Annotated in this window: 28 protein-coding genes, 1 tRNA gene and 1 pseudogene; 10 read left to right on the top strand and 20 right to left on the bottom strand. The window is 62.7% G+C overall.

Annotated elements, in window-relative coordinates; genetic code table 11:
* Positions 1-48 precede the first annotated feature (48 nt).
* The 5 genes from AC1DXM_RS21540 to AC1DXM_RS21520 form a co-directional block, all read right to left on the bottom strand.
* Complete coding sequence (locus tag AC1DXM_RS21540) at positions 49-1,071, bottom strand: esterase-like activity of phytase family protein (RefSeq protein WP_477235952.1); 1,023 nt, start codon at positions 1,069-1,071, stop codon at positions 49-51.
* The gene (gene cobT, locus AC1DXM_RS21535; RefSeq protein ID WP_477235950.1) at positions 1,068-2,966 is read right to left on the bottom strand and encodes a cobaltochelatase subunit CobT; all 1,899 of its coding nucleotides are present in this window, start codon (positions 2,964-2,966) and stop codon (positions 1,068-1,070) included. Before cobT ends, AC1DXM_RS21540 begins: the two co-directional genes overlap by 4 nt.
* A 9-nt stretch (positions 2,967-2,975) precedes the next feature.
* Positions 2,976-3,362 (bottom strand): hypothetical protein, encoded by a 387-nt coding sequence (locus AC1DXM_RS21530; RefSeq protein ID WP_477235948.1) that lies wholly within the window; start codon positions 3,360-3,362, stop codon positions 2,976-2,978.
* Between the two features lie 78 nt (positions 3,363-3,440).
* On the bottom strand, positions 3,441-4,427 hold the full coding sequence (cobS, locus tag AC1DXM_RS21525; protein ID WP_112393311.1) for a cobaltochelatase subunit CobS: 987 nt from the start codon (positions 4,425-4,427) through the stop codon (positions 3,441-3,443).
* Between the two features lie 123 nt (positions 4,428-4,550).
* The gene (locus AC1DXM_RS21520) at positions 4,551-5,180 is read right to left on the bottom strand and encodes a J domain-containing protein (protein WP_142866468.1); all 630 of its coding nucleotides are present in this window, start codon (positions 5,178-5,180) and stop codon (positions 4,551-4,553) included.
* Between the two features lie 168 nt (positions 5,181-5,348).
* Here AC1DXM_RS21520 and AC1DXM_RS21515 point away from each other — a divergent pair, with 168 nt between their 5' ends.
* The gene (locus AC1DXM_RS21515) at positions 5,349-5,654 is read left to right on the top strand and encodes a BolA family protein (RefSeq protein ID WP_477235945.1); all 306 of its coding nucleotides are present in this window, start codon (positions 5,349-5,351) and stop codon (positions 5,652-5,654) included.
* Between the two features lie 12 nt (positions 5,655-5,666).
* Here AC1DXM_RS21515 and AC1DXM_RS21510 read toward each other — a convergent pair.
* The 5 genes and pseudogenes from AC1DXM_RS21510 to AC1DXM_RS21490 all read right to left on the bottom strand — a co-directional run.
* Positions 5,667-5,900: pseudogene (locus AC1DXM_RS21510) on the bottom strand (thiamine pyrophosphate-dependent enzyme); the annotation flags it as partial.
* Positions 5,901-6,107: 207 nt separating this feature from the next.
* Positions 6,108-6,908, bottom strand: coding sequence for an alpha/beta hydrolase (locus AC1DXM_RS21505; protein WP_477235943.1), 801 nt, complete (start codon positions 6,906-6,908; stop codon positions 6,108-6,110).
* A 342-nt stretch (positions 6,909-7,250) separates the two neighbouring features.
* A complete protein-coding gene (locus AC1DXM_RS21500) occupies positions 7,251-8,141 on the bottom strand; it encodes an HlyC/CorC family transporter (RefSeq protein WP_477235941.1) in 891 nt (296 codons plus the stop codon).
* Position 8,142: 1 nt separating this feature from the next.
* Positions 8,143-9,273: a 3-dehydroquinate synthase gene (gene aroB / locus AC1DXM_RS21495; protein ID WP_477235939.1), complete on the bottom strand. Its 1,131-nt coding sequence runs from the start codon at positions 9,271-9,273 to the stop codon at positions 8,143-8,145.
* Positions 9,270-9,881 carry a shikimate kinase gene (locus AC1DXM_RS21490; protein WP_477235937.1) on the bottom strand — a complete coding sequence of 204 codons (612 nt, stop codon included), beginning with the start codon at positions 9,879-9,881 and terminating at the stop codon, positions 9,270-9,272. The genes aroB and AC1DXM_RS21490 overlap by 4 nt, the downstream gene beginning before the upstream one ends.
* A 215-nt stretch (positions 9,882-10,096) precedes the next feature.
* On the opposite strand from AC1DXM_RS21490, the gene AC1DXM_RS21485 reads away from it, so the two are divergent.
* From AC1DXM_RS21485 to AC1DXM_RS21465, 5 genes are all read left to right on the top strand, one after another.
* Positions 10,097-10,249, top strand: a complete 153-nt coding sequence (locus AC1DXM_RS21485; protein WP_192258326.1) for a histidine kinase — start codon at positions 10,097-10,099, stop codon at positions 10,247-10,249.
* Between the two features lie 24 nt (positions 10,250-10,273).
* Complete coding sequence (locus AC1DXM_RS21480; protein ID WP_477235935.1) at positions 10,274-11,185, top strand: site-specific tyrosine recombinase XerD; 912 nt, start codon at positions 10,274-10,276, stop codon at positions 11,183-11,185.
* A 98-nt stretch (positions 11,186-11,283) separates the two neighbouring features.
* The gene (locus tag AC1DXM_RS21475) at positions 11,284-12,234 is read left to right on the top strand and encodes an acetyl-CoA carboxylase carboxyltransferase subunit alpha (RefSeq protein WP_192258328.1); all 951 of its coding nucleotides are present in this window, start codon (positions 11,284-11,286) and stop codon (positions 12,232-12,234) included.
* Between the two features lie 236 nt (positions 12,235-12,470).
* Positions 12,471-13,766 (top strand): L,D-transpeptidase family protein, encoded by a 1,296-nt coding sequence (locus AC1DXM_RS21470; protein ID WP_477235933.1) that lies wholly within the window; start codon positions 12,471-12,473, stop codon positions 13,764-13,766.
* Positions 13,767-13,775: 9 nt separating this feature from the next.
* Entirely contained in the window at positions 13,776-14,000 is a 225-nt protein-coding gene (locus tag AC1DXM_RS21465; protein WP_477235931.1) for a sulfurtransferase TusA family protein, read from the top strand.
* A 15-nt stretch (positions 14,001-14,015) separates the two neighbouring features.
* Here the strand turns inward: AC1DXM_RS21465 and AC1DXM_RS21460 are convergent, their stop codons facing one another.
* A complete protein-coding gene (locus AC1DXM_RS21460; RefSeq protein ID WP_477235929.1) occupies positions 14,016-15,134 on the bottom strand; it encodes a CobW family GTP-binding protein in 1,119 nt (372 codons plus the stop codon).
* Positions 15,135-15,138: 4 nt separating this feature from the next.
* A complete protein-coding gene (locus AC1DXM_RS21455; protein ID WP_477236144.1) occupies positions 15,139-16,320 on the bottom strand; it encodes a D-alanyl-D-alanine carboxypeptidase family protein in 1,182 nt (393 codons plus the stop codon).
* A gap of 217 nt (positions 16,321-16,537) precedes the next feature.
* Here AC1DXM_RS21455 and AC1DXM_RS21450 point away from each other — a divergent pair, with 217 nt between their 5' ends.
* The 3 genes from AC1DXM_RS21450 to AC1DXM_RS21440 all read left to right on the top strand — a co-directional run bounded on the left by AC1DXM_RS21450 (position 16,538) and on the right by AC1DXM_RS21440 (position 18,519).
* Positions 16,538-17,701: a M20 aminoacylase family protein gene (locus AC1DXM_RS21450; protein WP_477235927.1), complete on the top strand. Its 1,164-nt coding sequence runs from the start codon at positions 16,538-16,540 to the stop codon at positions 17,699-17,701.
* Positions 17,702-17,808: 107 nt separating this feature from the next.
* Positions 17,809-17,885 (top strand) — tRNA-Arg (locus tag AC1DXM_RS21445).
* A 346-nt stretch (positions 17,886-18,231) separates the two neighbouring features.
* Positions 18,232-18,519, top strand: coding sequence for a hypothetical protein (locus AC1DXM_RS21440; RefSeq protein ID WP_477235925.1), 288 nt, complete (start codon positions 18,232-18,234; stop codon positions 18,517-18,519).
* Positions 18,520-18,615: 96 nt separating this feature from the next.
* Here AC1DXM_RS21440 and AC1DXM_RS21435 read toward each other — a convergent pair whose 3' ends face one another.
* The 4 genes from AC1DXM_RS21435 to AC1DXM_RS21420 form a co-directional block, all read right to left on the bottom strand.
* A complete protein-coding gene (locus AC1DXM_RS21435; RefSeq protein ID WP_477235923.1) occupies positions 18,616-19,533 on the bottom strand; it encodes an NADP-dependent oxidoreductase in 918 nt (305 codons plus the stop codon).
* Between the two features lie 514 nt (positions 19,534-20,047).
* The gene (locus tag AC1DXM_RS21430) at positions 20,048-20,389 is read right to left on the bottom strand and encodes a TadE/TadG family type IV pilus assembly protein (protein WP_246501830.1); all 342 of its coding nucleotides are present in this window, start codon (positions 20,387-20,389) and stop codon (positions 20,048-20,050) included.
* A gap of 58 nt (positions 20,390-20,447) precedes the next feature.
* Complete coding sequence (locus tag AC1DXM_RS21425) at positions 20,448-20,888, bottom strand: TadE/TadG family type IV pilus assembly protein (protein ID WP_477235921.1); 441 nt, start codon at positions 20,886-20,888, stop codon at positions 20,448-20,450.
* A 4-nt stretch (positions 20,889-20,892) separates the two neighbouring features.
* Positions 20,893-22,110, bottom strand: a complete 1,218-nt coding sequence (locus AC1DXM_RS21420) for a pilus assembly protein TadG-related protein (RefSeq protein WP_477235919.1) — start codon at positions 22,108-22,110, stop codon at positions 20,893-20,895.
* A 278-nt stretch (positions 22,111-22,388) separates the two neighbouring features.
* On the opposite strand from AC1DXM_RS21420, the gene AC1DXM_RS21415 reads away from it, so the two are divergent.
* Positions 22,389-23,120: a class I SAM-dependent methyltransferase gene (locus AC1DXM_RS21415; protein WP_477235917.1), complete on the top strand. Its 732-nt coding sequence runs from the start codon at positions 22,389-22,391 to the stop codon at positions 23,118-23,120.
* A 64-nt stretch (positions 23,121-23,184) separates the two neighbouring features.
* On the opposite strand, the gene AC1DXM_RS21410 is transcribed toward AC1DXM_RS21415, so the two are convergent.
* The 4 genes from AC1DXM_RS21410 to AC1DXM_RS21395 all read right to left on the bottom strand — a co-directional run bounded on the left by AC1DXM_RS21410 (position 23,185) and on the right by AC1DXM_RS21395 (position 26,725).
* A complete protein-coding gene (locus AC1DXM_RS21410; protein WP_477235915.1) occupies positions 23,185-24,171 on the bottom strand; it encodes a methyltransferase in 987 nt (328 codons plus the stop codon).
* 60 nt (positions 24,172-24,231) lie between these two features.
* Positions 24,232-24,366 (bottom strand): hypothetical protein, encoded by a 135-nt coding sequence (locus AC1DXM_RS21405; RefSeq protein ID WP_477235913.1) that lies wholly within the window; start codon positions 24,364-24,366, stop codon positions 24,232-24,234.
* A gap of 155 nt (positions 24,367-24,521) precedes the next feature.
* Positions 24,522-25,913, bottom strand: a complete 1,392-nt coding sequence (gene chrA, locus AC1DXM_RS21400) for a chromate efflux transporter (RefSeq protein WP_477235911.1) — start codon at positions 25,911-25,913, stop codon at positions 24,522-24,524.
* Entirely contained in the window at positions 25,910-26,725 is an 816-nt protein-coding gene (locus AC1DXM_RS21395; protein ID WP_477235909.1) for a chromate resistance protein ChrB domain-containing protein, read from the bottom strand. The genes chrA and AC1DXM_RS21395 overlap by 4 nt, the downstream gene beginning before the upstream one ends.
* Positions 26,726-26,766 lie beyond the last annotated feature (41 nt).

The following is a 26,766-nucleotide window of genomic DNA, read 5'->3' as shown; positions in this document are numbered from 1 at the left end:
TACCAAACCGTGCATGGTTGCAGACGGGAAAGCAGAAATCCGGTCGGCTCAATCCTGGTGCAGGATGAATTCCAGATAGAGGTTGCGTTGCAGGATCGAATGGTTGTCGTCCGAGATCAGCGACACCATCACCGCGCCGTCGTCGCGGGTCCAGACGTCGAGCCCTTCCATATTGTCGATCTGGTAGCCCATATCGGCTTCCATCAGCACCGGTCCGTCGGCGACAGCGCCCTTCTCGACGCTTTCGCCATAGATGCGTCTGAGCCGCATCTTCACTCCGCCGGCCATCGAAAAACTGCGCTCCAGGAGCAGCAGATCGCCATCCGGCAGGAAGGCGCCGTCGGTAATGTCGAAATCGCCATTGCGCTTGACGGTGAAGACACCCTTGTGCGGCCCTTCGATGATGGCCGCATAGATATTGCCTGATTTGTCCAGGCTCTTTTCGGAGACCACGACCAACCCGCCCTCGTGCTGGCCGTAGGGATTGGCGTGAGTGACAGTCTCGAAGCCTCGGTTCTGCCTGAGTTCCCGGGCTGGAACCAGGAAATTCAGCTGCTTGAACGGCGCCTTCATATTGTCGGGGTCGATCTTGAACTGGGCGACGCGCTGGTCGCGCTCGAAGCCGACGGTAGCGATGCCATCCTTGACCGCCAGGCCTTCGGCGTCGACCTGCCATTTCTTGTCGATCGGCCGGCCCGAGGCATCGACCATCTGCTGCATGCGGAAATTCTGGATGCCGGACGGCCGCCGCTCGGCATCGTGGGTCAATGTACCGAAGAACCAGAAGCCTGTATCGGCGACGCCGATGAAATCGCCGCCGGGTTTGAGGAAGCGAAACGCCGACAGCGCGCCGAAATCGCGCGTTGGCGAGGTCATTTCCAGCCCGCCGACAAATTCCAGCGGCCCGAACTGTTTGTCGGCGCTGCCTATATGGAAGGCGCTGATCGGGCGTGCCGAGACTTCGACCGACTCGACCGGAGTACGTCCCGCAGCAAATGCCGGCAGAGCCATGCCAAACAAGGCAGTGGCGGCGAAAAACGTCTGCCTGAAGCCACCGCGCAAAAAGATCATCCGGCGCGCCGATAGCCGCCGCGGCGCGTGTCGCGCGCGTTTTCCTCGGCAAACAGCGAGGCCAGCTGCTCGGTCATGGCGCCGGCCAGTTCCTCGGCATCGACAATGGTGACGGCGCGCCGGTAATAGCGGGTGACGTCGTGGCCGATGCCGATGGCTAGAAGCTCCACCGGCGAGCGCGTCTCGATCAGCTCGATGACGGCGCGCAGATGGCGCTCGAGATAATTGCCCGGATTGACCGACAGCGTCGAATCGTCGACCGGCGCGCCGTCCGAGATCATCATCAGGATCTTGCGCTGTTCGGGCCGGGCGATCAGCCGGTTGTGCGCCCACAGCAACGCCTCGCCGTCGATGTTTTCCTTGAGCAGGCCCTCGCGCATCATCAGGCCGAGATTGCGCCTGGCCCGCCGCCAAGGATGGTCGGCGGATTTGTAGATGATGTGGCGCAGATCGTTGAGCCGGCCGGGGTTCGGCGGCTTGCTGTCCTTCAGCCACTTCTCGCGCGCCTGGCCGCCCTTCCACGCCCGCGTGGTGAAGCCGAGAATCTCGACCGAGACGCCACAACGCTCCAGCGTGCGCGCCAGAATGTCGGCGCAGGTCGCGGCGACCGTGATCGGCCGGCCGCGCATCGAGCCCGAATTGTCGAGCACCAGCGTCACCACCGTGTCGCGGAATTTGGTATCGCGCTCCTGCTTGAACGACAGCGGCTGCATCGGGTCGATGACGACACGCACCAGCCGGGCCGGATCGAGGTAGCCCTCTTCGAGGTCGAAATCCCAGGAGCGGTTCTGCTGCGCCATCAGGCGCCGTTGCAGCCGGTTGGCGAGCCGGCCGACGACGCCGGAGAGATTGGCCAGTTGCTTGTCGAGGAAGGCACGCAGCCGGTCGAGTTCTTCCTCCTCGCATAGCTCTTCCGCGCCGACCGTCTCGTCGAAGGCAGTGGTAAAGACCTTGTAGTCGATCTCTTTTGGCAGATTGGTGAAGGGATTGTCGTTGCGGCGCGCTTCGCCGGGCGTCTCGGCGTCTGCATCGTCATCGTCGGAGAGATCGTCGGCGGTGGCGTCTGACGCCTCCGTCTCGGACGACTGTTCGTCGTCGGCTGACGCTTCGGCATCCTCGGACTGCGACTGCTCGGAGCCGGAATCGTCTTCGCCGCCCTCCTCGCTTTGCTCCTCGCCTTGGGGCTGGTTCTCGTCATTGTCCTCGGAGTCTTCGGTCTCCTGGTCGTCGCCGAGTTCCTCGGCCATCTCCATGGACGCCAGCATGTCACGCACGACGCGGGCGAAGGCCTGCTGGTCGCCGAGTTTGGCCGAGAGACCATCGAGGTCGGCCTTGGCCTTCTCCTCGACCCAGGGCCGCCAAAGTTCGACCAGCCGCTCGCCGCTCTTCGGGATCGGGCGGCCGGTCAGCTTCTCGCGCACCATGAGCGCGAGTGCTTCCTCGATCGGCGCGTCGGCCTTGTCCTTGACGTCGACAAGGTTGGCCTTGGCGTATTTGTCTTCCAGCATCGAGCCGATATTGTCGGCAACGCCTTGCATGGCACGGCTGCCGATCGCCTCGACACGCGCCTGTTCGACCGCGTCATAGATCGAGCGCGCCAACTTGCCTTCCGGCGCCAGCTTGGTGTGGATGCGCTGATCATGGCAGGCCCGCTTCAGCGCCATGGAATCGCCGAGACCGCGGGTAATCGCGATATCCTCTTTCGAGGCTTTCTTCGGCAGTTCCGGCAACCGGGCGCGGCTGCCGGCAAGGGCGGGCCTATCCTTGGCGAAACCGACCTCGAGCTCCTTGTCGCCGGCAATGGCGCGCATGCAGACCGTGACGGCGCGCTTGAAGCTGTCGGCTTCAGACCCCGTCTTTGACTTGTTGCGCGTATTGTCGCCCGGACCCGCCATTATCTATCTCTAATTCGCCGCCGGCTGCTGGCCGAGCTGAGTGCGCAGGATGCCAACAATCTCTTGCACCGAGATTGTAAAATAGCCTCCCTTGCCACTGTCATATGCCTGTCTCCACAGGCTGTATCCATGGCCGAAGCCATCGGGAATTGGTGCAGTCCCCTCAAGCTCAACCACACTCTCTCTGAGCACGTCAGCCGCTACAGGAAGGTGGGGAACGGTTTGCAGCGGCTTTCCGTCATTCGGTATCGGCGCATCGGTAACTGAAATCGACACGATCGGTTGATCTTCGCCTTCCAGATTGTCGACTGCGCCTATGATCACCCGCGACGATATTGGCGTCGCACCGTGATAGGTCCAGGTCTGCCCAGGTTTGAAGGGTTCGTTCTGGGCCATAGCTGCCTGAGAGAGACCAAAGCAGAGGATTGAGAAGCCCCACAGGAACGTCCGACCGGTTGTTCCCATGGAGCGATGTTACCCCAGCACCACGTTGGCGGCGCTCTCGGGCAAATCCTCGCCGAAGGCGCGCTGGTAGAACTCGGCCACCACCGACCGCTCCAGCTCGTCGCATTTGTTGAGGAAGGTCAGCCGGAACGCCATGCCGATATTGCCGAAGATCTCGGCATTTTCGGCCCAGGTGATGACAGTACGCGGGCTCATCACGGTCGACAAGTCGCCATTGATGAAGGCCGAGCGCGTCATGTCGGCGACGCGCACCATCTTGTTGACGATGTCCTTGCCCTTGCCGTCGCGATAGTGCTTGGCCTTGGCCAGAACGATGTTCACCTCATTGTCGTGCGGCAAATAGTTCAGCGTCGTGACGATCGACCAGCGATCCATCTGCGCCTGGTTGATCTGCTGCGTGCCGTGATAGAGGCCCGTGGTGTCGCCGAGACCGACCGTGTTGGCGGTCGAAAACAGCCGGAACGCCGGATGCGGACGGATGACCCGGCTCTGGTCGAGCAGCGTCAGGCGGCCCGACGATTCCAGCACGCGCTGGATGACGAACATCACATCGGGACGGCCGGCATCATACTCGTCGAAGCACAGCGCGACATTGTGCTGGTAGGCCCAGGGCAGGATGCCGTCGCGGAATTCAGTGATTTGCAGCCCGTCCTTGACGACGATGGCATCCTTGCCGACAAGGTCGATGCGGCTGACATGGCTGTCGAGGTTGACGCGCACGCAAGGCCAGTTGAGGCGGGCGGCGACCTGTTCGATATGCGTCGACTTGCCGGTGCCGTGATAGCCAGACACCATGACGCGGCGGTTGTAGGCAAAGCCGGCAAGGATCGCCAGCGTCGTCGCCTTGTCGAACAGATAGTCCGGATCGATGTCCGGCACATGCTCTGATGTCACCGAATAGGCCGGCACCACCATCTTGGACTCGAAGCCGAATTTTTCCTTCACCGACACCGTCGTGTCCGGCAAATTGGCGATGTCGCGATCGACCTTGTTCATCTCTATCCACGTCTCCACGGGCGAAAAGCCTGATTTCGCCGGCAATCGATTTTGTCCGGGGGCGGTCTTAGAGCCTTTTCCACCCTTATGAAAGTTGGAAAACGACACGAACCGTTGGGTTGCTCAGCACAAACCCGCCTGCTTGAGCACGCGATAGGCCTGCAGCACATCGCGGAACCGGTCTTCCGAACCTCTGTCGCCGCCATTCGCATCCGGATGGTGACGCTTCACCAGTTCCTTATAGCGCGCCTTGATGTCCTTGCCAGTCGCCTTTGTATCAAGGCCAAGCGTTTCCAGCGCCTTGGCCTCAAGCGGCTTGGCCTTGCGTTCGCGCGCCTCGCGCGGGTCCTTCGGCCCTTTGAACAGGTCGAAAGGGTCGCGCATGCGGTTGTAGTAGCCGGCGCGGCCGGAGCGCATCTGCGCCATATCGGGGGAGGAGCGCGTCGAAGCGCCGGCGAGGCCCATCTTCCATGTCGGCCGGTGGCCGGTCATCGCCTCCTTCTGGAAGCGGGCGATCTCGGTGTCCGGCACGCCGGAGAAGTAGTTGAAACCCTTGTTGTATTCGCGCACGTGGTCGAAGCAGAACTGAAAATACTCGCCTTCCTTCATGCGACCAACCGGCGCGCGGTGGGTGCCGGCCTCCTTGCAGCCGTCCCACTGGCAGATCGGCGAGCGCGACTTCAGCTCCGCGTCCTTTTCGGGACGGATCCGAATCTTCTCGAAATATTTGGGGTACGGTTTCATCTCACCCATTTATGGGCTGTTCGCACGTGCGAAACAAGAATTGACATTTTCGCGATGATCGCCCTAACCGCTGAATCGCGGCATAAAGCAGGGCGAATGGTGATTTTTGAGGCGGCCCGGCGAGATCGATCCCGATTTCCCGATCACGCCTTGCAGATATGGTGAAGGGAAACGGCGATGTCCATACAGGCGACCATGGAAGACAAGCTGAACAAGGCGTTTTCGCCGGAGCGGCTGGTTATCGTCAACGAAAGCCACCTCCATGCCGGCCACCATCACCACGGCTCCGACCACCATCACGGCGCCTATGACGGCACCGGCGAGACGCATTTTCGCGTCCGCATCGTCTCGCCCGTCTTTGCCGGCATGAGTCGCATCGACCGCCACCGCGCCGTCAACGAATTGCTGGCGGCGGAGCTGAAGGCCGGCGTCCATGCTCTGGCCATCGAACCGGCCGCCCCCGGCGAAAAGACCCGCTGGTAGGCGGATTTCGCCTTAGATCACTGCGTCGATCAGAAACGGCCCGGGTCGCGACAGCGCGCTGTCGAGCAGCGCGTCGAAGCGTTCGCACGTATCGGCGCGGTCCGCCTCGACGCCCATGCCATTGGCCAGTGCAACCCAGTCCAGCGCGGGATGGTCGAGATCGAGCATGCGCCTGGCGTTCTCGCCGATCGAATTCACACCGACATTTGTCATTTCACCATGCAGGATGATTGTGACCACGTCGAGCTATGCGCGCATAGCCGTCGGCGGCAGCCGTGACTAGGCCCTCGAACAGGCCGAGCACGCACCGCATCTCAGGAGCACGTCGCACAGCAGGTCGGCACCTTCATGAATTCTCTCCCGTCGACAGTCGAAGAGTGCAATAGCACCTGCAAGCGCCGGCTCGGCAATATCCCCCGGCACTTTTGGTCTGATCCAGCACGCTCGCGGCGATCAGCTGACCGTCGATTTGAGGAACGCCAGCGCGGCGGCCGTCAACGCATCGCCGTCCTCGCCAAAATCATGGTTGATCGACATATGCGTGTAGGCGCTGCCGTCGAACAGCGTCACCGCTGTGCCGGTGGCGCGCAGGCGCTTGGCAAAGGCCGTCGATTGCTCGTCACGGCCATCGGCGCGAGAGTAGGCGATGAAGGTCGGCGGATGCTTGCGCCCGTCGACATAGCTCGCCGGCGACAGGGTCGCCCATTGCGAAGGATCGGAAAAGACGCGGGCATAAGCGCGGACCATGCCGCCACTTTTCTCAAGCGCCGCAAGATCATAAGCCCTGGTATCGTCGAGGATCAGCCCGGCCACACCGGGCAGCCCGCCGCGCATGCCGGTAAGCGCGATCAAATGGCAGCCGGCCGAATGGCCCATGCCGACGATGCGGTCGGGATCGCCGCCATGTTTGGCGATGTTGGCCCTGACATAGGCATAGGCCTTCTCAACATCGCCGGCCTGGGCGGCGACATCGGCCTCGGGCAACATTCGATAGTCGATGGAGACGAAGCAGAAGCCGTTGGCGAGCAGGAAGGCGGGCTTGGCGCCGACCTGGCTGCGTTTGCCGAACTGCCAGGTGCCGCCATGAACGAAAAACACCACCGGCAGGCCGCTGGCGTTTTCGGGTGCATAGATGTCGAGCTTGGCCGGTCCGTAATCGAAGGTCTGGGCAGACGGCCGCTCCGAGGACGCGAAAGCGCCTGTCGGCAGAAAAGCCGCCAAGGAGCCCAACAGCAATGTTCGCCGGTCGATCATCATTCTCTCCTGGCCGCCCGTCGCAGAATGCCCTGCGCCGCCGCGGAGTTCCAATGAAGGATTGGTAACTTAGTCCTCGATACCAACGTTCGACGGGGTCACATACCTTGGCGATTCGCGGCAGCGCCCATCGTGTCGTCATCCTGGGGCGTAGCAAGGAGCGAAGCGACGCAGCGCAGACCCCAGGATCCATGCCGCGACCTCGGAGCGTTGCCACGGTGCAGATTTCTGCTCTGCTGCACTTTACGACAAACGTCACGGCATGGATCCTCGGGTCTTCGCGACGCCGCTTCGCGGCTGCTCCGCCCGTGGATGACGAAGTGATGGTACTGGTCGCCCTTGCTAAGCGTCTCCCGCCGGCCGGATCCTGATCCTGGCGATCCGGTTCTTGTCGCGCTTCATCACCACGAAGCGCTTGCCGTGGAAGGTGAAAGCCTGCTTTTCCTCGGGGATCGACTGCGTCTCGTGGATGACCAGGCCGGCAATGGTGGTGGCTTCCTCGTCCGGCAGGTTCCAGTCGAGCGCCCGGTTGAGATCCCTGATCGGCACCGTGCCCTCGACGACGACGGAGCCGTCGGCTTCCTGCTTGACGCCCTGGATGTCGACATCGTGCTCGTCGGCGATCTCGCCGACGATCTCCTCGATGATGTCCTCCAGTGTCACCAGACCTTCGACCTCGCCATACTCGTCGACGACGATGGCGAAATGCGCCTTGGCGCGCAGGAAGGCGTTGAGCTGTTCCTGCAAGGTCGTGGTGTCGGGCACGAACCAAGGCTTCGACGCGATCTTCATCACGTCGATCTTGGTAAAGTCGTTGCCGACCTCATTCAGCGCCCGCAGCAAATCCTTGGCGTGCAGCACGCCGACAATGTTGTCGAGCGAGCCCTTCCACAGCGGCATGCGGGTGTGCGGGCTCTGCAGGATCTCGCGCACCACGGCTTCCGGCGCATTGTCGGCATTGACCGAGCGCATATTAGTGCGGTGGACCATGATGTCGGAGACTTCGAGCTCGTCAAGGTCGAACAGGCCGCCGACACGGTCGCGGTCCTCGCGCACCACCTGGCCGTCACGGCGGAAATCGTCGACCGCGCCGCGCAATTCGTCCTGGGTCGACCGCTGCGGCTCGATGCGCGACAACTCATAGCCGAACATGGCAAGCAGGCGCGTGCGCACGGCAATGAAAAACAGGATGAGGATGGCGAGGACGGCAACGACGATCCAGCCAATGTCCATCTCAGCCGGCTTTCCCGTTGTCCGGATGATTTTCCCTGAGGAATGACAGCACTTCCGACGCCGGCACATCCTTGGCGATGAAGGCCTGGCCGATGCCGCGCGTCAGGATGAAGGTCAGCGCGCCGCGCGAGACTTTCTTGTCCTGGGTGATGAAGCCAAGCAGCGCCTCGGCGTCGGGCAGTTCGCCAGCGATGTCGGACATCCGCCACGGCAGGCCGACGGCGCGCAGATGCGCCTCGACCCTTGCCGCGTCGTCCGGGCTTGCCAGGTTGAGCCGCGCGGAGAACCGATGCGCCAGCGCCATGCCGATGGCGACACCTTCGCCGTGGACCAGACGGGAGCCGTCATACTGTGTGGCGGCTTCCAGCGCATGGCCGAATGTGTGACCGAGATTGAGCAGCGCGCGGTCGCCGGTTTCGAACTCGTCGCGGGCAACGACATCGGCCTTGGCGCGGCAGGCTTCGGCAATGGCCTCGGCCCGCTCCGCACCGCCGGCGAATACTTTTGTCCAGTTCTCTTCCAGCCAGGCGAAAAACGCCGGCCGGTCGATCAGCCCGTATTTGGCAAGCTCGGCATAGCCGGCGCGAAATTCGCGGATCGGCAGCGTGTCGAGCACCTCGGTGTCGGCCAACACCAGCTTCGGCTGGTGGAAGACGCCAACCAGATTCTTGCCGCGCGGACTGTTGATGCCGGTCTTGCCGCCGACGGAGGAATCGACCTGCGCCAAGAGCGACGTCGGGATCTGGACGAAATTCATGCCGCGCCGCACGATCCCGGCGGCAAAGCCGGTGAGGTCACCGATGACCCCGCCGCCGAGAGCGATGACGACATCGCCACGCTCCAGTCTGGCGGCCAGCACGCCGTCTACTACCTCTTCGAGATGGGCAAAGCTCTTGGTCTTTTCGCCGGCCGGCAGAGTAATCACGGCAGGCTGGATGTCGCCTTTTTCCAGACCGGCCTTCAGTGCGTCGAGATGTGTCGCCGCGACATTGTCGTCGGTGACCACCGCGGCCCTTGTGCCGGGCAGGCGGCGCGATATCTCGGCGCCGGCACGCGCCAAAAGGCCGGGGCCGATCAGTATGTCATAGGCGCGCTCGCCAAGGCCGACCTCGACAATGACAGGCTCGCTCATGGCCGCACCTCGCCCGGCGCCGTGGTGGCCGGAATGCCGAAATGCCCGCACAATGCGTCGACGACCTCGGTCGCAATGACTTCCTTGCGGTCGTCGCGGGTCGGCACGGTGACGTTTGACGTGGCATAGACCGGATAGCGTTCGCCCATCAGCCGCTCCAGCACGGCGCGCGGATCGGGGTTTTTGAGCAAGGGCCGGTTCTGCTTCTTGGAGACGCGCTCCATCAACAGATCGAGCTCGGCCTTCAGCCACACCGAGACGCCATGCGACGCGATCGCGTCGCGCGTGTGCGCATTCATGAAGGCGCCGCCGCCGGTCGACAGCACCTGCGGGCCGTTCTCCAACAGGCGCAGGATGACGCGCTGCTCCAGCGCCCGGAATTCGGTCTCACCATAGCGTTCGAACAGCTCCGGCACGGTCATGCGCGACACGCTTTCAATCTCCTGGTCGCTGTCGATGAACGGCAGTGACAGCATGGTCGCCACCTTGCGGCCGATCGCTGTCTTGCCGGCGCCCATCAGGCCGACAAAGACAATCGAACGACTGCCCAGCCTGTCGAGCAGCGTAGCATGGCTCTCGCCAGGAGGATTAGCTTGTAACGCGTTCATGAAACCATGCTGTTTCTAAGCCGTCTTTGCTGGCGTATCGACATCAAAAGCCGGTTTGCGTCAAGCATGGCGCCCTGAGCAGGTCCCGGAAAGTGCAGTGGTTTTTCCGTATGGACCTGCGTTAGACAAAACCCTTCGTCCTTGAATTGGCCGGATTGGCGTCCCATAAGGGCTCAGGGTTTGGAATCGCAGAACAAGAAGACGGGCGAAAATTGATGCCGACACTGTTCCGCTTTGTCGTGACGATGATGATTCTTGCCGGCATTGCCTATGGTATGATGGTGGCGCTGGCGATGTTCGTCGAGCCGAAAAAGGCGGAAATCACCGTGCGCATTCCGCCGGAAAAGCTGAACCCCAAGAAAAACTGACCCGAAGAAACTGACCGCAAGGACATGAACAGCGCGGCTCGCATCGAAGCCTTTCTCGAAATGATGAGCGCCGAACGCGGTGCCGCCGAAAACACGCTGTCCTCCTATCGCCGCGATCTCGAGGATGCCTCGCAGCAGATTGGCGGCGGGCTTGCCGGTGCTGCTGCGGCCGACATCCGCGCCTATCTCGACGACATCGCCGCACGCGGCTTTGCCCCGACCTCGCAGGCGCGGAAACTGTCGGCGATCCGCCAGTTCTTCAAATTTCTCTATGCCGAGGGCCTGCGCGGCGACGACCCGACCGGCACGCTCGACAGCCCGAAAAAGGGCCGGCCGCTACCCAAGACGATGAGCGAGGCCGATACCGGCCGGCTGCTCGACCGCGCGGCCCTCGAAGCAGGTGATGGTGTCAATGGCGACCGGCTGGCGGCATTGCGCCTGCACGCGCTGGTGGAGGTGCTCTATGCCACCGGCCTGCGCGTCTCCGAACTGGTCGGCCTGCCGGTGACCGTCGCCCAGCGCGACGACCGCTTCTTCATGGTGCGTGGCAAGGGCGACAAGGAGCGCATGGTGCCGCTGTCGGCCAAAGCGCGCACGGCGATGCGGGCCTGGCTCGCGGCCCGCAAAACGGTGCCGGCTTTCGCCGACAGCCCGTTCCTGTTTCCGGCCGCCGGCGACAGCGGCTATCTCTCCCGGCAGGTCTTTGCCCGCGACCTCAAAGGCCTTGCGGCACGGGCCGGCATATCGGCGGCGAAAATATCGCCGCACGTGCTGCGCCATGCTTTCGCCAGCCATCTCCTGCAGAACGGCGCCGATCTCAGGGCGGTGCAGCAACTGCTCGGCCATGCCGATATCTCGACCACGCAGATTTACACCCATGTGCTGGAAGAGCGGCTGGTGCGGCTGGTCAACGATCATCATCCGCTTGCCGACTAGGCCTCATATCGCTATGTGAGGGCACGTTCCACCGCGCGGCGCCCCGCTTTTCAGGGTTCCGTCAGTCTTTGCCTTCCGACGCATCGGTCCGCTCAAGAATGTACAATTACCTCGATTTCGAAAAGCCGGTGCAGGACCTTGAACTCAAGATCCTCGAGCTGAAGAAGCTTGCCGAGAATGGCGAGGCGGTCGATGTCGGCGACGAAATCAGCCGGCTTGAGAAGCGCGTACGCGACGCGCTGCGCGATATCTACAAGGCGCTGACGCCGTGGCAGAAGGTGCAGGTGGCGCGTCACACCGACAGGCCGCATTGTGTCGACTACATCAAGGGCCTGTTCAGCGATTTCACGCCGCTCGCCGGCGACCGCAATTTCGGCGAGGACCAGGCGATCATCGGCGGCTTCGCCCGCTTCCGCGGCGAACCGGTGGCCGTCATCGGTCAGGAAAAAGGCTCGGACACGGCGAGCCGGCTCAAGCATAATTTCGGCTCGGTCCGGCCTGAAGGCTACCGCAAAGCGGTGCGGCTGATGGAGCTTGCCGACCGCTTCAAGATCCCGCTTCTGACTCTGGTCGACACCGCCGGCGCCTATCCCGGTGTCGGCGCCGAGGAACGCGGCCAGGCCGAAGCCATCGCCCGTTCGACCTCGGCCTGCCTCGGCCTCAAAGTGCCGTCGATCTCGGTCGTCATCGGCGAAGGCGGCTCGGGCGGCGCCATCGCCATCGCCACGGCCAACCGCGTCTACATGCTGGAACACGCCATCTATTCGGTGATCTCGCCGGAGGGCGCCGCCTCGATCCTGTGGCGCGACACCACGCGTTCGAAGGATGCGGCGACCAACATGAAGATCACCGCCCAGGATCTTCTGGAAATGAAGATCATCGACGCCATCATCCCCGAGCCGCTCGGCGGCGCCCAGCGCGCGCCCGAAACGGTGATCGCCGCCACCGGCGACCTCATCGCCAAGACGATGAAGGATTTTGCCGGCGCCAACACCGATTTTCGCGAGCAGCGCCGCGAAAAATACCTGGCGATGGGCCGCAGCCTCTGATTTCAGGCCGGCCGGGCGCCGCAATGTGGCGTCAGCGAGCAATTTCGCCACAAAAATGCCGCCGCATTCGGTTCAATGAAAAGTCCGTGACATCGAGCGAAATGCCGTGGGGGCAGCCGTCCGGAGCTTGCGGTAAGGAATTTTCAAGGTTAACGGGCTTAGGGTCCGTGAAGGTTTAGTGTGTTGGCCTGCGGCTGCGAAGCCCCACGCCCCGGGAAAAAGACATAGCCGTAACCATGTTTGCCAAGCTTGCCCGCACCGGAATACTGATCGCCGCCCTCGGCGTTGCCGGCTGCAACGATTCCTCGATGAAGGATTTCGCGCCGGAGGCTAACAAGCCGCTGCCGGACAAGATCCTCGCCGACATGAAGGCCAAGGGCATGATCCGCACCTCGTCGGTGATGGCCCGCATCTTCAAGGAAGAAGGCAAGCTCGAGATCTGGAAGGCCAAGACCAACGGCCGCTACGAGATGGTCGCCAGCTACGACATCTGCAAATGGTCGGGCAAGCTCGGACCGAAATACACCGAGGGCGACCGCCAGGCGCCGGAAGGTTTTTACACGGTTCGCCCATCGCAGATGAACCCGCGCTCGAACTATCACCTGTCCTTCAACATCGGCTATCCCAACGCCTATGACCGTGCCAATGGCCGGACCGGCGCCAATCTCATGGTGCACGGCGCCTGCTCGTCATCGGGCTGCTATTCGATGACCGACCCGCAGATCGAACAGATCTACGCCTTCGGCCGCGACGCCTTCCAGGGTGGCCAGACCGAGTTCCAGATCCAGGCCTTTCCGTTCCGCATGACCGCCGCCAACATGGCGCGCTACCGCAACGACCCGAACTACGAGTTCTGGAAGATGCTGAAGGTCGGCTACGACAATTTCGAGATCACCAAGGTGCCGCCGAAGGTCGATGTCTGCGAGAAGCGCTATGTCTTCAACCAGGTGGCGCCCGAAGGCACGACCTTCGATCCGACCGGCGCCTGCCCTCCGACCACGCAGCCGGATTCGTTGAAGAGCGCCTACAACGCCTATCAAAGCAGCTATGACGCGGCCTTCAGCGGCGCCGTCAAGGCCAGCGTGCCGGCGCCCAAGCCGACGATCGCCGGCATCAAGGAAGCCAGCATCGTTTCCGACTGGTCGAAGCGCCGCGCCCGCGGTGAGCGCGTGCCGATCGATCCGCCGTCGCTCAATTCCGACGGCACGGTGACCGAGACGGCGCGCATGGGCCGCATCGATTCGCCGGCCGGTCGCAAGATGGCCGCGCTCGACGCCGAGAAGGAAGCCAAGCGCAAGGCCGAGGAACAGCGGGTTGCGGCCATCGAAGCCGCGAAAGCCGCCAAGGCCCAGGCACTGGCTGAAAAGGAAGCGGCCAAGGCCCAGGCGCTGGCCGAGAAGGAAGCAGCCAAGCAGGCCGCCCAGCAGCCGGTCGCCACCGCCAGCGTCGAAGCAGCCCCGGCCGAGCCGCAGGCCGACGAAAGCCGGCTGTCAAAGATCAAGAACAAGCTGCTCGGCATGTTCGGCGGCTGAGGTTTCACCTTGGCCGCGATCTATGATCTCAAGGGTCTGAACTGCCCCTTGCCCGTTCTCAAGGCGAAAAAACGCCTGGCGGCGATGCAGCCGGGCAGCCGGCTGTGGCTGGAGACCACCGACCCGCTGGCGGTCATCGATATCCCCGCCTTTTGCGCCGACGCCGGCCACCAGTTGGTTGAAACAGTGGCCGTCACCGGCGGCCATCGCTTTCTGGTCGAGCGCGGCGCTTAGCGCCCTGGAAATGCTCTAGCCCCCGGCAATCGCCAGCGGATTGCTCTCCAGCGCCGCACGATCCGGCGTGTCGATCGACGGGCGGTTGGTGAAGGCGGCAAACAGCCGGCGCACATAGTCTTCCGGCATGTCGAGCGTGATCAGCACCAGCCTGGTGCCGCGCTGGCCGTCCGGCCAGGACGGCAGCCGCGCCGGCGGATGCAGGATCCTCTGCACGCCGTGGACGACCAGCGGCCGTGACGGATCTTCCGCAAGCTCGATGACGCCCTTCATGCGCAACAGCTTGTCGCCATGCGCCGAGCGCAACAGGTCGAGGAACATCTCGATCGCCGAAAACGGCACGGGCCCGTCATGGACCAGCGAATAGGAACGCACACGGGAATCGTGGCGGTGCTCGGCGTGATCATGATCGCCGTGGCCATGGTGATGGTGGTCGCCATGATCATGGTGATGTTCATGCGCGGCTTCTTCGCCGAGCCAGCGCTGGACATCGGCGGATTTGGTCGCCGGATTGTAGAGGCCGCAATCGAACAGCGCCGCGACGCCGGTTTGGCTGTCACCGGCCTCCAGCACTCTGGCTCCCGGATTGAGCTGATGGAGCCGCGCCCGCAGGGCCTTGAGATCGGCGGGATCGCCGGCCAGATCAACCTTGGTCAGCACGATACGGTCGGCCATCGCCACCTGTTTGACCGCCTCGACATGACCATCGAGCGTGACATTGCCGTTGACCGCGTCGACCAGCGTGATGACGCCGTCGAGCCGGAAGGCCTGGACCAGGGCGGGATGCGCCATGATCGACTGCAGCACCGGCGCCGGATCCGCGAGCCCCGTGGTCTCGACAACGACGCGGGCAAGGCGGGCTATACGACCTGTCTGCAGCCTGTCGACGAGGTCGGCCAGCGTGTCGACCAGTTCGCCGCGCACCGTGCAGCACAGGCACCCATCGGACAGCTGGATGATGCCGTCGGAGGCCTGCTCGACCAAGAGATGGTCGATCGCAACCTCGCCGAATTCGTTGATGATGACGGCGGTGTCGACCAGCGCCGGGTCTTTGAGAAGCCGGTTGAGCAATGTCGTCTTGCCGGCGCCGAGGAAGCCGGTGAGCACAGTGACGGGTATCGGAAAGCTGGCCATCGGCCTAGTTCGCGGCCTTGACCGGCTGGTCGCCTTGCACCGGGCTTGCCGAACCCACCACGATCGGTTCCGAGCCCTTTGGAGCCGGGATGTCGGGCCGCCAGCTCGGCAGCGGCACATCGGCGAATTCCTGGCCGCCCTGGTCGAGCATTGCCTTCGGCGCCGGCCCGGTGGCGCCGCCGAGGCCGACGGCAACCAGCGTCGGCACGTGGTCGAGCTTTTCCTGATAGGGCGATTTCGGTGCGGCCGCGGCGTCTTTCGCGGCCACCGGCGGTGCTGCCTCGGACTGTTCTTCGCGCGCCTTCTTCTTGCAAATCTCGTCATGCATGTCGTTAGGCGACATGGTATCGCCATAGGAAGGCATGGCCGCGACCGTGAGCCAGTTCGGCTCGGACATGGCAAAGCCCTGGTCGAGCAGCCTGGCGGCGGTCTCGGCGCGGCTGATCGCCGATTTTTCGCCAAGCACGACAGCGACCAGCGTGCGGCCATTGCGCGTCGCAGAGCCGATCATGTTGAAGCCCGAGGGACAGACGAAGCCGGTTTTCATGCCGTCGGCGCCGGGATAGCGGCCGATCAAGAGATTGTAGTTTGAGATCGCCTTCTTGCCGACGGCAAGGCCTTCGATCGAGAACCAGGGCGCATATTGCGGGAATTCCTTGCGGATCGCCATCACCAGCAAGGCAAGGTCACGCGCCGTCGTATACTGCTCCGGCGAAAACAGCCCGTTCGGGTTGACGAAATGCGTCCCGGTCATGCCGAGCCGCGCGGCTTCAGCGTTCATGCGGATGGCGAAGCCGGCCTGCGAGCCGCCTATATTCTCGCCGACGGCCATCGCGATGTCGTTGGCCGATTTGACCAGCATCATCTTCAGCGCATTGTCGAGCCGCATCACCGAACCAGGCTTGAAGCCCATCTTGCTCGGCGGTTCGCCGGCCGAATGCTTGGTCACCTTGATCGGTGAATCGAGTTGGACCTCGCCGGCGGCAATCGCCCGGAAGGTGACATAGGCAGTCATCAGCTTGCTCAGCGAAGCCGGATACCAGCGGCTGAAGGCGTCCTGATGCTGCAGGACCTTGCCGCTGTTCAGGTCGAACAGGACAATCGGATTGGCCGAAGCCGGCCCAGCCAGCATCGGCAGCGCCAAGGCGCCCGTTAGCAGTAATTTGAGGATATGGCTGTGCCGCATCATGGAATCCGAAATCGCCTCTTGCCGTAGTCGCCCCTGGCTCCGTAAGATTTCGTTACGCGATGGCCAGCATGATGAGATCCGGCCCTCAATTTCCGGATCACGTTGTTTGCGGTGCTATTTACCCTATGTGACGCCAAGATGGCAAAGTGCCTGGCAATCACAATTGCAAAGCAGCAGGCCAGACCGTCTGCTCCAACAGCGAGATGGAACCATTATGCCGATTCTGAACCGCGCCGCCGAGATGCAGGATGAAGTTGCCGGCTGGCGACGTCATCTGCACCAGACGCCAGAACTGAATTTCGATGTCTTCAAGACCGCGGCCTTCGTCACCGAGAAGCTGAAGGAGTTCGGCTGCGACGACGTGGTGACGGGCCTCGGCAAGACCGGCGTCGTCGGCATCATCCATGGCCGCAAGGGCGATGGCGCGACCATTGGCTTGCGCGCCGACATGGACGCGCTGCCGATCAACGAGATCACCGGCAAGTCCTACGCCTCGACCGTTCCCGGCAAAATGCACGCCTGCGGCCATGACGGCCACACGGCAATGCTGCTGGGCGCAGCCAAATACCTAACCGAGACGCGCAATTTCGCCGGCTCCGTGGCTGTCATCTTCCAGCCGGCGGAGGAAGGCGGCGGCGGCGGCAACGAGATGGTCAAGGACGGCATGATGGAGCGCTTCGACATTTCCAGAGTGTTCGGCATGCACAACATGCCGGGCCTGCCGGTCGGCCAGTTCGCCATCCGGCCGGGCCCCATCATGGCGGCGACGGCCGAGTTCACCATCACGGTCAAGGGCCGCGGCGGCCATGCGGCTATGCCGCACGGCACGATCGACCCGATCGTCATCGCCAGCCAACTCGTCGGCGCTTTGCAGACCGTTGCCTCGCGCAGCACCGATCCGGTCGAGGCCGTGGTGGTGTCGGTGACCAAATTCCACGCCGGCGACGCCTACAACGTGATTCCGGAGACCGCCGAGATCGCCGGCACGGTGCGCACGCTGAAAAAGGAGATCGCCAAGAAGTCGGAAGAGCGCATCCGCGCTATTTGCGACGGTATTGCCACCGCCTTCGGCGCGACGATCACTGTCGACTATGACGCCAACTACCCCGTGACCTTCAACAATCCGGAAGAAACCGTCTTTGCCAGCGATGTCGCGGCAAGTGTCGCCGGCGACACCCAGGTCCACCGCGCCATCCAGCCGGTGATGGGCGGCGAGGATTTCTCCTACATGCTGGAAGCCCGGCCCGGCGCCTTCATCTTCATCGGTAATGGCGAGACCGCCGGCCTCCACCACCCGGCCTACGACTTCAACGACGAAGTCATCCCGCACGGCATGAGCTACTGGGTGAAACTGGCCGAAACAGCGCTCGCCGCCTAACCTATGCCGCCGAAAGGCCGGCCGATTTGCCTTCGGCCGGCCTCTTGATTTGCCTTCGGCGAGCCTCTTGGCGAAACGGTCTGAAGCGGCTATGTGTCGGGCCGCGTGGTCCCGTAGCTCAGTAGGATAGAGCGGCAGATTCCTAATCTGTAGGTCACAGGTTCGATTCCTGTCGGGATCACCACTCAGTCACTGCCATTTTGGCGGCGTTGAACGGCCCCGGAATTGGGCGGACATTTCCGCTTGTTAGCGATAAGGATACCCTGACTGTTGGCGGAGCGCTGGCCAAAAGTCTCCGTTCTGTTCGATTCCTAGCAGGCGTCTCTGCAGGGCAATTTACGCGCCCGACTGTTTTGCCAAGCCAATTTCCGCCTGCCGCACTCTACTTTATTGCAAGACGTTCAAATTTGAGCTTCCGCACTCATGCTTTGTCGAGAGTATCTCCTGTAGTCATTTAGACCTTCTGCGCCGCAAGGATCCGCCGTTCAGGATTGCCGTCGGCGACGATGACGAAGAAATAGGAGAACGCAATGACTCGCAGTCACGTTGAACGTCTTGATGAGTTCAGGGAGATCCTGGTCGCGACTCGACGCGAAGGAGTCCGTAACGTGCACCATACTCGCGACGCAATGCGGGCAAGTGGCTTTCAGATCGGGGACAGCGACGGCTCCAGCTACGGAGCCGAGCTGAAGGCGCTTCAAGAGGAAATTGAGGCAGTCGATCGCGCCATCGAAGACGAGAAGCGGCTGGCCTTGGCCATCGAGAGCGCCGCTCAATCCCGACGACCGACCAAACCGAGAATCGTGAAGGGGGCATAGATTCAGATACGACTCTTGGCGCCCGTCGATCGCCTGCGGCACCCAGCCGATCAGTATAGTGCCGGCCGGGTGCGTGCATCGATACGCGCGTGTCGCTCACGGACGAACGCGGATGACTGTCTTCCCCGAGCGTCGCTCGGTCGGGTTGAAGGCGGAAACGGCATCGTCGAGGGTCGAGATGTTGCCGATGTTCGTCCGCAGTCGACCGTCCCGCACCCGCTGGATGATCTCATTCAGTTGAGCACGATCGGACTCGACAACGAAGTCGACCGCCAGGCCCTTGGCGGGCTGTGCGTCGGGCGGCCCGACGACGGTCACCAGTGTTCCTCCGGCTCGAATCAGGCCTGCTGACCGCTTCTGGATGTCGCCGCCGATGACATCGAACACCAGGTCGACGCCGCCGACGTCTTCCAGGGCGTCCTTCTCGAGGTCGACGAACTCGTTCGCGCCGAAGTCGAGCGCCTTCTGACGGTCGGCAGCGCGTCCGGTGCCAATGACGTAGGCGCCGGCCTCCCGTGCGAGTTGTGTCACCATCGATCCAACCGCGCCGGCCGCACCATGCGCAAGGACGCTTCGCCCGGCCTGAAGGCGGCCGTGATCGAACAGACCCTGCCACGCAGTCAGGCCTGAGATCGGCAAACTAGCGCCTACCGTAAAGTCGACGTCGCCCGGCAGCGGCGCAAGGTTACGCGCCTCGACGGCCACATACTCCGCAAGGGTGCCGTCGCGATACCAATCGGTGAGACCGAACACCCGCTGGCCCACCGACAGCCCGGTCGTGCCGTAGCCAAGGGCGGTAATCACTCCGGCCAGCTCGTGCCCGGGGATCGATGGCGTTCGGTCACGGCCAACCCGATCAGTCCAGGTCGAGGGCCATGTCAGTTCAGTCGGAACGAATCCCGACGCATGAACCTGAACGACGACGTCGTTTATAGCCGCCTGTGGCTCGGGGCGTTCCACTAGCTTCATCCCGGCCGTTCCCGCGGCCTGGTCCGTCACAACAATTGCCTTCATCGGAATTGTCTCCTCCGTTGTTTGTCACGTGGCGATAGCCGGTAGGCTTCCGTAAGTTCTGCCCCTGCAGGCTCGCCGAGAGAACCCCACCCGAATTCTCAGCGAGCCAGCCGCCCCGGCATGAGGCTATAACGGAGCGACCTCCAACCTGTACTGTTCGACGTGCGGAAAGTTGCGAAGCATCCCCAGAGACTTCGGGCCACTTGACCTAAGGCTGGGTAGCATCATCCAGACCAACGAAAATGTATGAGGATTCACTAAAAAGTTCGGAACATCAAATGGACAGGAACAGAACCAAAGCGGTTACATCAGACCTTCGAGAGCAAGCAGCAAGACTTTAGTCCGATAGAGAAAAAGCCCACCACTGAGGTGCCAGCAGCGGGCTTTTAAGGGCTACATCCAGAAAGGAAATCGACCGCCTTGCAAGTACAACTCGAATGGGCGGCTATGGCTCCCGGTGGTTCCGTTACGGTCTGAGTTGGGCGCCGCCAACTCAACGAAAGCCGGCCGCAACCTAGCTGGCAACCAGCGGAACGGTGACGGTCGTAGCGTAATTTATCGGATATTGGTCGAAATACGGGAAGGCGATGACGAAGGCATAGCTGGCGGTCAGATGCGCCATCTTGAAGCCGCCGCTGGCAGGGTCGATCGCGATCGTCACAACGACGTTCTGCAGACCCAGGTTCGCCAATTTCTCCGTAGCGATGGCCTGGATGTCGCTCTGCGAAAGCGTGTTGTTCAGTTGCAGCGCCCGAGAAGAGGTCTCCAGCGTATAGCGGACGGTCGACACGGCATTCATGGCCCAGCCGAAGGCGAAGATTCCGAACAAGAGCATCACCAGGATCGGCGCGATCAAGGCGAATTCCAGCCCTGCTCCGCCGGAGCAGTCACGGCGCCATCTGGACCAGATCCTTTCAGCGGACACGGATCACCTGCTGATGACTGATCGCGCGCGGGTCCGGGAAGACACCGAAATTGAACGGGGGCACCCAGGTGCCCGTCGCCGTTATCTGGACGAAGACGGTCGGCAGCTTCGTTCCGCCGCAGATGGTGGTCTCATCCACGACAGTGGCGCCGCACAAATAGGAGCGGACCAGCACGACCGCGGCGTCATCGGGCTTGTTGTTCCAGCTCGAAAGCGCCACCGCCTGCGTTCCCGTGTCATTGGACGCGCCGGCCATCACGAGATTGGCCGCGGTTTTGACGCCGGCGCGCATCTGCAGGTAACTCGTCACGTAGGACCAGCCGTCGGCGATGCCGAAGCAGACCAAGCACAGGACGGGCAGCAACATGGCAAATTCCACGGCAGCTATACCGGATTTGTCCCGGACAATGCGCAAGGTCCGCCCTCCCATCGCGCTACTCGACGAGCTGAACGGACTGCGTCGCCGGAATGTCCTTCATCCCGAGGCTGGTGCAGTCCTGCTTGATGGTCGTACTACCGGACCACTGGATGGTGTCGGCGATGACCTGAGTGCAGCCGCCGTTCCCTGAGAAGTTGCCGAGGTAGTTGACCTGCTGCCTGGGGAAATAGATGGCGCCGGTCAAAAGCGAGTCCGCGGTGCCATTGAAGGTGCTCTGCGCCGCAGTCCCGGTCCTGTCGCCGTAGAACAGCACGCCGGAATAGGTTCCGGATGTCGGCGCGCTCAGCGTCACCTTGGCGTTGCCGTTCATGCTGACGGTGTTGCTGCCTGCCATGAAGATGGTTACCCCGCTGCCCGCGACGACAGCGTTGGCGTTGACCTTCATGCTGCCCTGCACGACATAGACGCCGGGCTGCAGGGTGACGTTGCCGCTGAGGCTCATGCCGCTGCAGTAGGTGCCAGGCTGGAGTGTTTGCGACGTCTTGTTGCCGTTGACATTCTTACACGGGTTGCCGGCCGCGGGCGTCGCTAGGCTGGAGAAAGGATCGGATGCCGGCAAGGCTTTGGTGATGTTGGACTTGCAGACCGTGGTCGCTGGATTGTTCAGCACCATGCCGCCCACCGTGATCAGGCAGTCGGCCTTGAGCACCGCCGAGCCTTGCGTCTTTATGGCGTCCGAGGCAATCGAGTCCGACATGACCGAGCAGCCGTTGAGGTTGACGGTGGTGTTGCCGGAAAAGAGCGCAGCTTGGGGGGCCGACGGGCTGAGCGCCAGCACGCAGGCTTTCGAGGCGTCGGTGATGAGCGCCACGGCCCTGGCCTGTTCCGGAACCGGCGTGCTGTTGAAGATCGCCGTGAAGTAGCGATCGAGGTTCTGCTTGACGATGACCTCCACCGCCTTCTTCGCGGTGTTCGGGCCGGACAACGGCGGCGTGTTGACCTGGATCGTGCCCGGTGTGGCAAAATTGTTCGAGGTCGCCGACTGCGTGGCGGCGGCGACGATGGTCGGGTTGTCGGAACCCGCGACTTTCTCAAGCGCACCGGCATAGGCCGCGGCATCGGCGACGGCCTGCAGCTTAAGGCTGCTGTAGTACCAGAAGGACGTCTCCACACCGAGGCCGGCGCCGCCGACCACGATCGGCAAGGTGAAGGCAAAGGTGACGGCAACGTTACCGTTCGCGGCGCGTTTTAGGCGGCCGAAAACAAACCACATCCATGTGAACGCATTGAATGCCATATGTTATTAGAAACCACGAATAGATAAACGAATGTCTAAAAACTCCATTCCGATTCGACGTAGTCCGACGGGCCAGGCGCAATTGTTGCGATCGCGCCTCATGCCGCCGCTTGACCGTCGGAGGTATCGCCCCAGAAACGATGAATGCGAAACATCGTTTTCATGAAGAGGTCATACGCCGCTATCGCGAACTTTGTTGTCGACCAAAATGACATTTTACCCGTCAGAGACGAAGCTATCGAGAAGACAGGGGGATGGTTTCAAGACGCAAAATTGTTCAAATGTGCGGCGAGGCCGGAACGACAATCACGGGTACACTGAAGGGGCGCCTGACAGGAATGGATTTTGATTGGCAAAGCATCAACGCTTCAGCTTCGTTTGCCGAGCGCGACTACGTGACGAACAAGCTGTCGACGTGGATGCCCATTCTTGAACCTCTAAGGGACACGCCGCTTTCGATTCTGGAAATTGGCTCCATGGAAGGTCGCTCCGCGCTCTTCTTTGCCAGCTATTTGCGAAAGGCCGTCATCACCTGCGTCGATCCCTTCCACAAACGGGGGAAACGGTTCGACAGGAATTTGAAGCGCTACGCCGATCGGGTGACGAAGATTCGCGACTTCTCGCTGCCGGCGCTGATCAGACTACGCCAGGCAGGGGCGGAATTCGACCTGGTCTATATCGATGGCTGTCATGAGCGCGAAAGCGTCATGATGGATAGCGTCCTGGCATGGGGGATGCTCAAGCTTGGCGGCATGCTCATTTGGGACGACTACACCGACTATAAGGACGACAAGGCAAATTGGGAGCGTCCCACGTCCGCCGTCGATGGCTTCCTGGTCGCCTACTCGCAAGAGTTTCAGGAGATCTCGCGCACCAAACAGCTCATCGTAAAGAAGACCGCCGATACCCCACGGTGCCCGGTAAGGGGAAAGATCGGCTCCCGCCGCCTCAGGGCCTTTGTGCAATCCATCCAGGGCTGGCTTTGAGAGCCACGGCGACGGGACGCGCCTCGGACAGACGTTCCATCCGAAACCAGCCATTCCGCGGCAATCAGCTCGTGAGGCGCCCACGAAACAACGTGCAGCCATCGGTCAGGCGCGACCTGGAGATATCCCGAAATCCAGCCTCGCTCATCCACGCCCGATACTGACCTTCGGTGTACGATTCGCCTGCGCGATAGAGGTTCAGGAAGGTGAGATTGAGAAAGACGCCCTCACGCGGGCCGAGGCGGTCGTCATCGACGACGCCCCACCCTGCAATTGCGATCTCGCCGCCCTGTGTGAGGCAACGCGCCGCGTTCAGGATCGAACTGCGCGCCTGGTCCGGCGGCAGGACCTGGACGACGGCCTTCAGGATCGCCAGATCGTGCCGGCCGATCGATGGCGCGACCGTTATGTCGCCTTCTTCGACAGCCACGTCGCCGGCGCCGTATTCCGACAGGATGGCTGGCGCGACCGCTGCGACCGTTGGCAGTTCCATCAGCGTCGCCGCAATGTGCGGCCACCGCTCGCGAAGTCCGACAAGAATGGTCCCGGCGCCGCCGCCAATGTCGATCACCGAGCCGATCGCCGACAGGTTCAACGCGCGGGCCAGATTTCGGCCGAAAAACACCCCGCCCGGTGCGAGCATTCGGCTGAAGGCCGCCGCGGACTCAGGCCCTGCCTCGGAAAAGTCGTGCAGCGCAGCCGGCCGGTTCTGCCGCAGCGATTCTGCGGTCAAAAGGTCGGCTCCCCAGAGCTCGCGCAGCAGCGCATGGTCGCCACCGCGATAGGTCGGCTTGGACGCGTCGAGGAACTCCGACGCTTCGGCTCCGTTGCGAAATTGACCATCCTCGACTTCGAGGAGAGCGATGCTGGCGAGCGCGTAGAGGAGCCGCGACAGACGATCGGGCTCGACTTTAAGCGCCGCCCCAAGGCTGTCGGCAGTCATCGCATTGCCGCCGAGCCGGGTGAAAATGCCGAGATCCAGCCCGGCGCGAAGCGCCAAGGCCGGGGGCACCCCTGCGATCAGCTTGTCGATCCGCTCAAAATCCACCATGTCGTATCCCGTTGCGCGATCCGGGACCGACTTTGAAACAGCTCGGCTAACCTCGTCAAATCAGCTTACCAGCGCTCGCCCGCTCTCGGCGTCGAAGAGGTTCAGCTTGGCGGTGTCGGGTTCGACGTAAAGCGCATCGCCCGGACGCGCGCTGATCCTTTCGGGAAACACGGCGACCGCCGGCACGCCGGCCATTGTCAGATGGACCTGGGTTGGCCGCGGGACAATTCCTCGATGCGGCGCTTTTCAAAGCCGCTGAGACCGACGACATCAAGGACCGCGCCGACGCGGCCGGGGATACCGGCCTTTTTGACGTGCCGTTGCCGATCGAGCTTTGCTTGCCTCGAGCGCTACGCAGACAAAGCCAGCAATGCCAGTCCGGCCAGTGCTGAGCCGGCTAATGTCGGCAGCATGCCGATCTTCAGTTTCAGCATGGCGACCATCGCGGCTGCCGAAAGCAGTGCTGCACGCCAGTCCAGCGACGACAGCACCGGCACCTCCATCCCGAGGCCGACGCGGTGCACCGCGCCGAAGACGACATGCAGCGCAAACCACAGCGCAAGGTTCATCACCACGCCGACGACAGCCGCCGTGATCGCGCTCAGTGCCGCCGACAGAGCCTTGTTGCCGCGCAGCGCCTCGATGTAGGGCGCCCCGAGAAATATCCAGAAGAAGCAGGGCACGAACGTCACCCAGAGCGTCAGCAGTGCGCCGAGCGATCCAGCGACGAGCGGAATCATCGCGCCGGCATGCCGGTAGGCGGCGATGAAGCCGACGAATTGCAGCACGAGGATCAGCGGTCCCGGCGTCGTCTCGGCAAGGCCAAGGCCGTCGACCATTTCACCGGGCGCCAGCCAGCCGAATGACGTCACGGCCGCCTGGGCGACATAGGAGAGCGCTGCATAGGCACCGCCGAAGGTGACCACCGCCATCAGGCTGAAGAAGCCGCCGAGCTGTGTCCACACACTGGCTGGGCCGGTCAGCGCCAGGATCAGCACGACCGGTCCGAGCCAGATCGGCAGCCAGATCGCGATGGTGCGCGGCGCGTGCCATTTCGTCGGCCTGGTATGGGTAAGTTCGCCGCGCTCGAACATCAGGTCGACCGCGCCTCTGACATCAGGCAAATTGTCCTTGCCGTGTGCGGCTCCGGAAAACCAGGCCGGCGCCAGGCGATTGCCGATCCAGCCGGTCAGCCCTGCAAACAGGATGATGAGCGGGAACGGCAGCCTGACGACGTAGATAGCAAGGAAGGCGATCACCGCGATCGCCACCATCACCCGGTTCTTGAGCGCCCGTTTGCCGATGCGGATGACCGCCTCGACGACGACGGCCAGCACCGCAGCCTTGATGCCGAAGAACAGCGCATCGATGACAGGGGCATCATTGTAGAGCACGTAGAAGATGCTGAGACCCAGCATGACCAGGGCGCCGGGCAGCACGAACAGGATGCCGGCAACGAGGCCGCCGGCGGTCCGGTGCAGCAGCCAGCCGATATAAATCGCCAGCTGCTGCGCCTCGGGTCCGGGCAACAGCATGCAATAATTGAGCGCATGCAAAAAACGCTGCTCGCCGATCCAGCGCCGCTCCTCGACCAGTTCCTTGTGCATCAGCGCGATCTGTCCGGCCGGCCCGCCGAAGGAGAGCAGACCGATCTTCGCCCACAGTTTTGTGGCTTGCCCGAAGGTCGGCGCTGGGGGCGCCTCGACACCATGAGCCTTTTCGCCGGCGGCAACGGCGCTCATGTTTTGCCCCCGCTCGGCCAGTTGTGGGTTTCGTCGGTGGCGTCGCGGCACCACCTGAAAAACGCATCGTAGAGCAGCATGCCGGCCTCGAGCTGTTCGAGATCGTCGCGGAACATGCGCGACAGGCCGAGCGATGCCGCCAGGAACCCTGCCGCCTGCGGTATGAGATCAAGGCGCGCCGTGTCGGCTGCACGCACGATCAAAGCAAGACGGTCGAGCGCCTCGGAGCGCAGCCCGAATTCCTCGATCATTGTGTCGAAGGTGCAGCGCTCGCCGCGATGGCTCCAGAACACATCGTCGATGTCGAAGGGGATCGCCGCGAAACGGTCAGCGGCAGCCAGCACTTCGGCCGGTTCGACGAACAGGAACACCGCTGAAGGATCAATGAAGCGGCGGATCAGCCATGGGCAGGCGATGCGGTCGACCTTGGGGCGGGCGCGCGTCACCCAGACCGTGCGGCCCTTGTCGTCGCGGCGCGGCATCTTGTCGGTCTTGATCACAAGACCCTTGGCCGCCAACCAGGCCTCGAAGCCGCCTTCCAGGGATTCGGCAGCGATGCCCTCATGGCGCAGCCATGCGGCAACGCCTTGCGAGAGTTTTTGGCCCCTTTGACAGATGACGACGACGTGGCGTCCGGCGAACTCGGCCGCCCAGGTGGAAACGGTCTTGAAGTCGCGCCGGGACGAGGCCGGCAGCAGGCGCGGATCGGCGTCATAATCCTCGTTGATGCGGACATCGACAAGAACAGGCGCGTCCGGCAGGCCGACGAGGCGGGAGAGTTGCGCTACGGTGATTGCGGTTGTTGACGGCATGGCGTCCACCTCCAGAGTGAGAGTTTGGACGCGATCGTTGG

It is taken from the genome of Mesorhizobium sp. P3_A2 (assembly GCF_056403115.1).
Note: the sequence above shows the minus strand (reverse complement) of the source record. Positions and strands in the feature narration are given on the sequence as shown.